This window comes from Anaeromassilibacillus sp. D41t1_190614_C2 (genome assembly GCF_015558525.1).
In the GTDB taxonomy this organism is placed as follows: Bacteria; Bacillota; Clostridia; order Oscillospirales; family Acutalibacteraceae; genus Anaeromassilibacillus; species Anaeromassilibacillus stercoravium.
Genome location: NZ_JADMOD010000013.1, coordinates 87,413 through 97,788, shown reverse-complemented (window position 1 = coordinate 97,788; position 10,376 = coordinate 87,413). Strand labels below are relative to the sequence as shown.

Sequence of the window (10,376 nt, the reverse complement as noted above, 5' to 3'; positions counted from 1 at the left end):
TGCCTGGCTCTCCCCGAAAGAAAAACTTGCTGCTTTCTTTGAATCTCTCGCTGTACAAGATGTTTGACAAACCTACATGTTCTGTGTTTCATCCCAGTGAACATCCGCCACCGCCGCACAGACCACACGCGCCGCCCCTTCCCGCAACAAGATACGCGCACATTCGCAGAGCGTTGCGCCCGTCGTGACGATATCATCGATGAGCAGGATGGACTCTCCCGCCAGCCGTATCCCGTTGCAAGCCCGGTATACGCCCTGCACATTTCGCAGGCGTTCTTCGCCGGAGAGTTCGTGCTGCACCTGGTTTTCCTTCGCCTTTCGGAGCGTTTCTACATAGGGCAGTCCCAGCCATTTTGCAGCCTCCCGCGCAATCAGCTCCGCCTGGTTGTATCCACGCTCGCGCAGGCGTCGTTTCGAAAGAGGGACCGCTGTTGCAACCGTAAAAGCTTCCTCCCTCCATTGCTCCCGAAGCCCTTCGGCAACTTTCCGGCCATAATAGGGCGCGTATTCCCGGTGCCCCTGGAACTTGAACCGCATGAGCGATTCTTTGACCGGGCCTTCATAGCGGAAGGGCGTCAAACACCATACAGTCTCCCCGCTTACGCCCGGTTTCATGCGGCGAATCGCGGGAGAAGCCGCGATCTCGTTTTCACACGCTTCACAGATCTCCCACCCTGGATAGATTAATTCGTCGCAAAATAGGCATCGCGGAGGGAACAGCATGTCCCCCAATGTTTGAAAAACAGCCTTTAAGCCCATGGTTCCTTCCCTTCTATTCCTCCTGACCGGCGCCCGTCAAAAAATATAAAAGGCCGGAGTAACGCCGGGTCTTGCGGGCGTTTTCCACCATTGCCTGCACGGTGCGCCGCATCCCCACCATCACCAGCAGCGTTTTTGCGCGCGTGATGGCCGTATAAAGGAGATTGCGATAGCACAACTGCGGCGGCCCGGGAAACATGGGCATCACCACCGCGGTGAACTCATTTCCTTGGCTTTTATGGACCGTCATAGCATAGGCCAATTCCAACTCGGAGGCGGCATCCAATTCGTACAGGACGAGGCGGTCGTCGTCCATCAGCACCGTCAGGACAGAAGCGCGGCGGTCCACCCCGCACAACACGCCCATGTCCCCGTTGAACACGCCTTCGCCGGTGGTGCCGTCCGATTTGTTCCAAGGGAGGTTGTAGTCGTTTTTGACCTGCATCACCTTGTCGCCTTCGCGAAACAACACCCCATTGACCGTAATCTCATTCTTTTTGCGGTCCGGCGGGTTCAGCGCAGCCTGTAGGCGCTTATTCAGCTCATTGGTTCCCAGATCGCCCTTCCTACCGGGACAAAGGACCTGAATGTCCGCCATGGGGGAATATCCATAGCTGGCGGGCAGGCGCTTGGCGCAGAGGCCGACGATGGTCTCCGCCACATCTGCGGCATTGCTGCTGGGCAAAAAGAAGAAATCGCTTGTCCGCACGGAGAGGTCGGGCATCTCCCCCGCCACGATCCGGTGGGCATTTGTGACAATCAAGCTCTGCATGGACTGCCGGAAAATCTCGTTCAAACGCACCACCGGAAGCATCTCCGAGGCAATCAGATCGCCCAGCACATTGCCGGGCCCGACACTGGGAAGCTGGTCGCTGTCGCCCACCAGGATCAAGCGGCAGCCGAGCGGAAGCGCCCGCAGCACTGCCTCAAAAATGGTGACGTCCACCATGGAAAGCTCGTCGATCACCAGTGCGTCGCAGTCCAGATTGTTCTTTTCGTTCTTAGCAAAGGTGGGCTGGTCGTTCTCATCCCATTCCACCTGCAACAAGCGGTGGATGGTCTTGGCCTCTTTGCCGGTCAGGTCGGACATCCGTTTCGCCGCGCGGCCCGTCGGCGCTGCCAAAAGCACCTTTTCCCCCTTGCGCTCCAAAATCTTGATGATTGCGTTGAGCGTGGTAGTCTTTCCGGTGCCGGGGCCGCCGGTCAAAATCAACATGCCCTGGGACAGCGCCTTGCGGATGGCCTGCTTTTGCATCTCCGCATAGTGGATCGAGAGCTCCTGCTCCATCACCGCAATGTAATGGTCGATCCCGACGATCGACTGTGCCGGATAACGCAGCAGCATCCCGATGCGCGCTGCCGCGTAAACTTCGGAGCGGTGCAGCTTTGGGGTAAAAATAAATTCCCTGCCGTGAAAGAGCTGGGAGATGACGGAACCGTCCTGCTTGAGCTGTTCCAGCGCCTCCTGGGTAAGCGTCACATCGACGCCCAGCATTCCGGCCGTCGCAGCCAGAAGCTTTTCCTCCGGCAGACAGGTATGCCCATTCCCGATGTTGTGCTTTAAAACATACACCAGCCCGGCGCGGAGGCGGCAGATGTCGTCCTGCGGGCGCTCTAAAGAGGCGGCGATGTCGTCCGCCCGGCTGAAGCCGATGTTCAGTCCGCCGTCACATAGGCAATAGGGATTCTCCTGGACGCGTTCCACGGCCTGCGGGCCGAACTGTTTCCAGATGCGCACCGCTTCCTCCGGGGAAATGCCGTATTGACCCAAACTGAGCATCATCTCCCGGATGCCGTGCACGCGCTGGAACTCCTCCCCAATCTTCCGCGCCTTGTCGCGTGTAATCCCCTTGATGCTGCTCAGGCGCTCCGGTTCTTCTTCCAAAATGTGCAGGGTGTTGTCCCCAAAGGTATCCACAATCCGGGCGGCGGTGGCAGCTCCAATTCCCTTGATCGCTCCGGAGGACAGGTATTTCAGCATTGCCACTGCAGTGGCCGGCTTGGAGCGCTCAAACGCCTCCACCTTGAACTGCGTGCCAAAATTCGGATGGCTGCTCCAGTTGCCGATCACCCGGAGCTCCTCTCCGGCGCTCACCCAGGGGATGGTCCCCACCACGGTGACCAGCTCCTGGCCGTTGTTGAGCTCCAATACCGTATATCCATTTTTTTCATTCCGAAAGACAACCCGCTCCACCGAGCCGGTCATCTCCAGAAGGGTCTCTTCATACATGTTGGTTCCTCCCATATGTCGGTTTTTGGCATGCCAATTGCACCGCTTGGCAGCCGTCATCCGACAAAATTCCAATTCCAACAGGGCTTATACCGGCCGTTTGTCCGTTCGGCCGGTATAAGGCGTAATTTTAGTATAGACGATTTTGTATGTATTTGTAAACTATTGTTCCAGGATTTCCGCGACTTCCTCCGGCGTACAAATGCGCACATCCAGGTTTTCACGGCTGACAACACGGCAGACCTCCCGCGTTTCTTCGTCCATTCCTCGGTCGACGCAGAGCACCAGCTTCTCCTGCGTGCTGTCCAACCAGCGCAAATGCTCCAAGGCGTTCTTCAGTGCGAGCTCCGCTTCACCGTCGTGCCCTTGGAAGGAGAGCACCCAAAAGAGCTTCCCCCGATGGCGGGTGCGCAAAAAATGGAAGGCCAAAAGCCGGAATACCTCTGTCAGCCCAACAATCGCTAAAAGAATCAGAATGGTCTTAAATAGAATTCCCCACATAAAAAATCACCTCATCACAGTTTATGTGACAAGGTGATTTCCGCGCATATTTTTTTCGAAAATCGTACTATTTAAGCGTTAAGCGCCGCCTTGAGCGCTTCTACCCGGTCCCGCTGTTCCCACGGCAGGTTCAGATCTTCGCGGCCCATATGACCATAGTTGGAAATCTGGCGGTAAATTGGGCGGCAGAGGTCGAAATTCTGGATGATCGCGGCCGGGCGCAGGTCAAACACTTTGCGCACGGCATTTTCCAGCTGTTCGCTGGTATAATCGGACGTCCCGAAGGTATCCACCGCAACCGAGATGGGCCGCGCTACACCGATGGCATAAGCAAGCTGCACCTCACATTTCTTTGCCAAACCCGCCGCTACAATGTTCTTCGCGACATAGCGCGCCGCGTAAGCACCGGAACGGTCCACTTTGGTCGGGTCCTTTCCGGAGAAGGCGCCGCCCCCATGACGGCCATACCCGCCATAGGAATCCACAATGATCTTGCGCCCCGTCAAGCCGGTATCCCCCGCCGGGCCACCCACAACAAAGCGGCCGGTCGGATTGACATAAAATTTGGTGTTCTCATCCAACCACTTGGCCGGGATCGCTGCCTTGATCACATGCTCCACCACGTCGGCGCGAATCTGTTCCAACGTGACATCCGGGCTGTGTTGCGTGGACAGCACGACCGTATCCACGCGCACCGGGACGCCGTCTTCGTACTCCACAGTAATCTGCGTCTTCCCATCCGGACGCAGATAGGGCAGCTCGCGGCTCTTGCGCACGTCGCTCAGCTTTTTGGACACCTTATGCGCCAGGGAGATCGCCAGGGGCATGAGCTCCGGTGTTTCGTCGCAGGCAAAGCCAAACATCATCCCCTGGTCGCCCGCGCCGACGCTGTCGAGGGCGTCGGTCGCGCCGTTCTGCGCCTCATAGGATTTATTGACGCCCATGGCGATGTCGGGCGACTGCATATCGATCGATGTGATAACGCCGCAGGTATTGCCGTCAAATCCATATTTGTTGTTGCTATAGCCGACGTCGATGGCCACATTGCGGGCGATCGACGCAATATCCACGTAGCATTCTGTAGAAATCTCACCCATGATGTGCAGCATCCCGGTTGTCGCCGCCACCTCGCAGGCAACATGCGCACGGGGGTCCTGCTCCAAAATCGCATCCAATACCGCGTCAGAAATCTGATCGCAGAGTTTATCGGGATGCCCCTCGGTCACCGATTCGGAAGTGAAAAAATACTTTGCCATGTTGTGTTTGTCCTCCTGTTTGAAAATTGCCATTCTTGTCCATGTCCTTGGAAGCGCGATTGCCCCCTGATTCAAGATTCCAGGTCATAAAAAAGCCGCCCGGAAAACCGAGCGGCCTATAAAGCAACCTCATCTTTCGGTTTACCCGCAGGAATTAGCACCTTGCTTTTAAAAGCAGGTTGCCGGACATCACAGGGCCTGTTCCCTCCGTCACTCTTGATAAGGACATATTCTGTTAGCAGATGTATTATAGCACGGATTGGTATCCCTGTAAAGGGACAAAATAAGAAAAATTCCTATAAAATGTGTCTTAGGACTGGCCAACAAGATCCTTATGACGGCGGACAAACGGCTGCAATGCCTTGAAGACAATCGCTGTAATCACACAGTTGGCCGACGCCTTGATGAGATTAAACGGGATAATGACTGGGATGATCATATCCACGACCGCCTGCATCGGCACGCCCTGGAAATAGCTGGTCAATACCAGATTCAGCGGGATCATCAACGCGGTCATCGCCAAAGTCCCCAGCACCATACCGACGACCGTATCGCGGAATTTGTGGTGCCATCCGCTGAACTGCCCCACCAGGACCACCAGCGCACCGGACGCGACGACGTGCATCACCAGCCCAATCCAGCCATCACCACCTAAAAGGAACGCCTGGATCAGGGAAACCACCAGCAGGATCACCAGTCCCGGTACGGTTCCAAACAACAGCGTCCCCAATAGGATCGGCACATCCGCCATGTCGTACTTCATGAACGGTGCGGCAGGGATAATCGGGAATTGGGTGACCGTTACAAGAACGATTGCAATTGCGGCGAGCATTCCCATTTGCGCCATGCGGATCACATTGTCTTTGGTGTTTGTTTTCATAGATACCTCTCCTTTTTGTGGGCTGTCTACGAAAAAAGCCCCGCGGCAATAACGCCACGGGGCCTAAATACGCATAACGCGCGGTTCTTCTTCCATCCGGACTATACCGTCGGCTTTGGGATCTCACCAAAATCAGCTTTCGCTCGCGGGCTTGTCGGCTAACGCCGCATTACCGCCGGTGGGGAATTGCACCCCGCCCCGAAGACAGCTCTTAAATTTGTTAATATTATAACGCTCTTCCATGCGTCTGTCAATCCTTAGAACGATATTTTTCCGGAATTACTTGCTCCACCATGTTTTGTATGTAAGATAAGCTAAAGGAAGAATCGTATTGGCGCACGCCGTGCTGTTGCGCCAATGCCTCCGAATATTGTTCGAGCGGATAAATGGTTATATCCCGGAAATAGTCGCCGTAATGGGTGACAATCGGTTCGAAACGGACGTCCGTTATGGAGGTCTTCCCGCTTTGCAGCTCTTTCTCCACGGTCACCTGGAGCATCCCGCCCACCATGCTCATCGCGCGATCCTGCGCCGAGACAAAATTTCCCAGGGCATAGACCACCGGACATTGCGCGCCATCCGAAGCGCGTTCCAACATAGCCACCGGCTGTAAGGTATGCGCATGGTTTCCGAAAATAATATCCGCGCCCCAATCCACCAGATTTTGGGCCAGCTCCTGCTGCTTCTGGGTGGGGGTATGGGTATACTCTGTCCCCCAGTGGACGGACACCACTACAACGTCCGCCATGGATTTCGCCTTCTGGACCAACCGCTTCAGAAGGTCCGTCTCCTTGGTCAAGAGGATGTGATAGGGGGAATCCTTCGGCAGAAACAGGCCGTTGGTCATCTCCGTCACACCGATGTGCGCTGTCTTGATGCCGTTTTTCTCTATGATGCGGATGTTTTCCAAGTCCGCATCGCTTCGGTACGCCCCCACCACGGCGGCATTCTTTTTGTCCCAAGTGTCCAACGTGGCGCGCAGCCCCTGTTCGCCCTGATCCAGTATATGATTGTTCGCATGGTTGATGACATCAAAACCGATCTTCACCAGCTCGTCCCCCAATTCCGCCGGCGAATTGAACCGCGGGTATCCGGATAAGGGCAGGATATCGCCCGCCAGCGGCGTCTCTTGGTTGATGACCGCGACGTCCGCCTGTTGGATATAGGGGGCAACCCGCTCATATACCGGGGAAAAGTCATAGCCTGTCCCGCCGGCGCGCCGGTTGGCCTGTTTGTAAATGCCGTCGTGGATTAGGTTGTCGCCCACCCCGAGGATTGTGATCGAGGCGGTCTCCGGCTCCGGCAAAGGTTCGCTTTCCAAAGGCTTGTCCGGAGGCGGTGCAGACGGCGTTTCCGGCTCCAGCTCCTGTGACGGTTCGAACGGTTCCTCCGCTGGCTGTGAAACGCTCTCTTGTGGGATCTGCTCTGTATTCTGAATCCGCCCCGTGGTGGTCAGCAGAAGGAAAGCAGCAACGCACAGCAAAACAGCTAAGCCCGCTGTGGACATCCGCAAAATGACCGTCCCCATGCGCACCGGTAATGGGCGGGGATTCTTCCGGTAATACTTTGCTTTTTTCATATCGGGTTCTCCTGTATTGATACCGTCCATGGCGGCCGATATACTTCATCGGCCGCGCCATTCTCTACTTGGATTATACATCAAACTGCGGAAGAAAGCCATGAAAACCGTATGACGGATTCCGACAGAAACAGCCGCCGTGAAGGATCGGCTCCACAGCGGCTGATCGAAAGGATCTCCAGAACCAGTTATGCCGGGTAAACCAGGTTCCGCTCGTCCCAATCTTCGATGATGGGCAGGAAGTCCTGCGCCTCTTTTCGCGCTCCTGCCAGATCGTGCTCCAAGTAGTTGCCGCATTCTTTGGCCGTCGCCCCGGGGATCTCCCCTTCATACTCTGCAATCTGCCGGAAAATCGAGCGGATCAGGCGCACCGCGTCCGCCTCCTCCATGTCCTTGAGCAGGAAATAGCAGCCCGTCCGGCAGCCCATCGGCCCAAAGTAGATCACATGGTCCTTCCACTCCGAATTGCGCGCAAAGGTCGCGAACAGGTGCTCCAGGGTGTGCAGCGCCGCGTTTTCCAAATAGGGCGGCGTATTGGGGCGGCGCATACGGATGTCATACGTTTTCACGTCCCCGTCGATGCGGGAGAGGTAAATGCCGGGTACCAATTTGTCGTGGTCAATGCAAAAGCTTGCAATTTTATCCATACGATTTCCTCCATTTTTGTTTGAATCAGATGATTGGATCTCAGCCAAAGGAACGGCCTCCCGTGAGCTTATCCAGATCTATCCCTGCAAAAAATCCGTTGATCAGTTCCAAAGCATCCTGAATGGACCGTTCATACACATCGAAAAAGCTTTCGTTCTTGGGCTCTCCATTCTCCGGCCAGCGCCATGTTCCCAGCAACGTGTTGGCGTAATCGAAATCATCCCCTTCGCCCACGCCGCGGATATGGCACGAAAGGAGATGCTTCCCGCCATGCTTCTTTTCCCAACGCTCCACCAGCGATTTTTTCAAGCTGGTACGGTCGTTCAACCATCCCAATGCTGTGTGCGCATCTCGGATTGCCTGCTCCACCAGGGGTTTCGCATTCGATACGCCAAACCGTACATGCAGCAAAAACGCATAGAGTGTGGCAATCTCTGCCTCCACCTGTGGGTCCTTCGGGAGCGTCTTTTTGAGGGAAAACTCAATTGGAAGCGCCCCGGCCTCATAGCGCAGCAGGATCACGTCGAGCGCCGACTCCAATTCGTGGTGTGCAATCTGCTCATCTTGCTCCGGTTGAACCTGTAACAGTTCGCGCGCATGCGCCCGCACAAACGGGTGACAGGTCCGGTCTGCCGCATAATGGCAGAGGAATCCCGCGATATAGCTTTTTACGATCTCCGAAGGGTGGGACTCCGCATAACCGCGCAAAATGGATAAGGTCTGAACGACCTCTTCCTGGTGCAATCGTTCCCCGTAAACAGAGAGACTCTCCCCTTTTTGCCAAGGCAAAACACGGTGATAAAAAAGGAAGTCCGGTCCCTGTGCGCCCCACAAAAGCGCATCGCGGTTGGCCGTATCTGGTTTCCAGAGTTCCAGCACCCGCAGGACGTGGTAGTAATGTGTGATTGCCGCAGGCATATGCATCCCTCGCTTTCCGTCTCCGCCATTCATAAAAATAGGAGACATCCCAAAAGATGTCTCCTATTGTAGCACAATCGATTTTCTTTTTAAAGGACTTTGGACAAAAAGTCCTGCAGACGCGGATTCTTTGGATGTGTGAAGAACTCGTCCGGCTTGGCCTCTTCCAAGACCTGACCCTCATCCATGAAGAGGACACGCGTGGCTACCTCGCGGGCAAAGTTCATTTCATGCGTGACGACCACCATGGTCATCCCTTCGTGCGCAAGCTCTTTCATGACCTGAAGCACTTCCCCGACCATCTCCGGGTCCAAGGCGCTGGTCGGTTCGTCAAAGAGCATCACATCCGGCTCCATCGCAAGTGCGCGCACAATGGCAATGCGCTGCTGCTGGCCGCCAGAGAGCTGGGAGGGATAGGCGTTTGCTTTATCCTCCAGACCAATGCGCTTCAAAAGCTGCATCGCCTTATCGTCCGCCTCTTTCTGCGTCTTGATCTTGAGCGTCACAGGTGCAAGCGTGATGTTTTTCAACACGGACAGGTGCGGAAACAGATTGAAGTGCTGGAACACCATGCCCATTTTGCGGCGGAGCTGGTCTACATCGCAGCCGGGAGCGTTGATCTGCGTCCCTTCAAACCACACCTCGCCCCCGGTGGGCATTTCCAGCAGGTTCAGGCAGCGGAGAAAGGTGCTCTTTCCGGAGCCGGACGGCCCCACGATCACCACCTTTTCCCCTTTTTGAATCTCCTGGTTGATCCCCTTGAGCACATGAAGGTCGCCCCGCAGGGTATGGAACGTCTTTTCCAAATTTTTAACGCTTATCATTTTAACGTTTATCACTCTGGTGCAGCCTCCTTTCGAGCTTGGACAGGCACGTAGTCAACAGGATGACCAGCACCAGATAAACCGCCGCCACCAGGAACAGGGGCAGGAATGCATCGTATGTAATACTGCGGATAATATCGCCGCCCTTGGTCAGATCCTGAATGCCGACATAGCCGGCGACGGAAGTCTCCTTCAAAAGGGCGATAAACTCATTGAAGACCGCGGGAGCGACATTTTTAAATGCCTGCGGCAAAACGATCTTGCTCATGGTTGTCCGGCCGTTCAACCCCAGGGAGCGCCCAGCCTCGATCTGGCCACGGTCCACGGACTGGATGCCGCTTCGAATGACCTCGGCAACATAGGCGCCGGAATTGATACCGAACGACAGCATTGCCACCAGAAGCGTTTCCCCGCTGGCGAAGATGAAGTACACCATAATCATCAACTGCACCAGCACAGGGGTGCCGCGGATAACCGTCAAGTATAAACCGCAAATTTTATTGAGGATGCGCAGTTTCTTTGGGTTATTCTGATGCGTGATGCGCACCAGGGCGACCAACGTACCCAGGATGATACCGATGATGACAGCCACCAACGTGATTGCCACCGTGTTGCCAAATCCCTGTACGATGTACATATACCGGTCTTTTAAAATAAAATCATCATAGAACTGCTGTCCCAGATCGGAGAAAAAGGACAGCGGAAGCGATGCGAAAAGTGTCTGCATGACGACCTCCCCATAAAACAGAAGCAGGCAGAAAAGCCGCTGCTCCTATCAAAG

10 protein-coding genes and 2 riboswitches are annotated in these 10,376 nt (G+C 55.3%); all 10 genes read right to left on the bottom strand.

Annotation, left to right across the window (positions count from 1 at the left end):
* Positions 1 to 72: 72 nt before the first annotated feature.
* Positions 73 to 759, bottom strand: coding sequence for a ComF family protein (locus I2G69_RS10880; protein WP_195560770.1), 687 nt, complete (start codon positions 757 to 759; stop codon positions 73 to 75).
* A gap of 13 nt (positions 760 to 772) precedes the next feature.
* Positions 773 to 2,989 (bottom strand): SF1B family DNA helicase RecD2, encoded by a 2,217-nt coding sequence (recD2, locus tag I2G69_RS10875; RefSeq protein WP_191395361.1) that lies wholly within the window; start codon positions 2,987 to 2,989, stop codon positions 773 to 775.
* Positions 2,990 to 3,151: 162 nt separating this feature from the next.
* Positions 3,152 to 3,490 (bottom strand): hypothetical protein, encoded by a 339-nt coding sequence (locus I2G69_RS10870; protein ID WP_191405249.1) that lies wholly within the window; start codon positions 3,488 to 3,490, stop codon positions 3,152 to 3,154.
* Between the two features lie 71 nt (positions 3,491 to 3,561).
* Entirely contained in the window at positions 3,562 to 4,746 is a 1,185-nt protein-coding gene (gene metK, locus I2G69_RS10865) for a methionine adenosyltransferase (RefSeq protein ID WP_191362854.1), read from the bottom strand.
* A gap of 126 nt (positions 4,747 to 4,872) precedes the next feature.
* A riboswitch (SAM riboswitch) is annotated at positions 4,873 to 4,972 on the bottom strand.
* Between the two features lie 84 nt (positions 4,973 to 5,056).
* The gene (locus I2G69_RS10860) at positions 5,057 to 5,626 is read right to left on the bottom strand and encodes an ECF transporter S component (RefSeq protein ID WP_087231836.1); all 570 of its coding nucleotides are present in this window, start codon (positions 5,624 to 5,626) and stop codon (positions 5,057 to 5,059) included.
* Between the two features lie 80 nt (positions 5,627 to 5,706).
* A riboswitch (FMN riboswitch) is annotated at positions 5,707 to 5,836 on the bottom strand.
* 40 nt (positions 5,837 to 5,876) lie between these two features.
* Positions 5,877 to 7,205 carry a CapA family protein gene (locus tag I2G69_RS10855; protein ID WP_195560769.1) on the bottom strand — a complete coding sequence of 443 codons (1,329 nt, stop codon included), beginning with the start codon at positions 7,203 to 7,205 and terminating at the stop codon, positions 5,877 to 5,879.
* A gap of 188 nt (positions 7,206 to 7,393) precedes the next feature.
* The gene (locus I2G69_RS10850; protein WP_087231830.1) at positions 7,394 to 7,852 is read right to left on the bottom strand and encodes an S-ribosylhomocysteine lyase; all 459 of its coding nucleotides are present in this window, start codon (positions 7,850 to 7,852) and stop codon (positions 7,394 to 7,396) included.
* A 40-nt stretch (positions 7,853 to 7,892) separates the two neighbouring features.
* Entirely contained in the window at positions 7,893 to 8,804 is a 912-nt protein-coding gene (locus I2G69_RS10845; protein WP_195560768.1) for a zinc dependent phospholipase C family protein, read from the bottom strand.
* A gap of 56 nt (positions 8,805 to 8,860) precedes the next feature.
* Positions 8,861 to 9,595 (bottom strand): amino acid ABC transporter ATP-binding protein, encoded by a 735-nt coding sequence (locus I2G69_RS10840; RefSeq protein WP_087231824.1) that lies wholly within the window; start codon positions 9,593 to 9,595, stop codon positions 8,861 to 8,863.
* Between the two features lies 1 nt (position 9,596).
* Positions 9,597 to 10,322, bottom strand: a complete 726-nt coding sequence (locus tag I2G69_RS10835) for an amino acid ABC transporter permease (protein WP_087231822.1) — start codon at positions 10,320 to 10,322, stop codon at positions 9,597 to 9,599.
* Between the last annotated feature and the right edge of the window lie 54 nt (positions 10,323 to 10,376).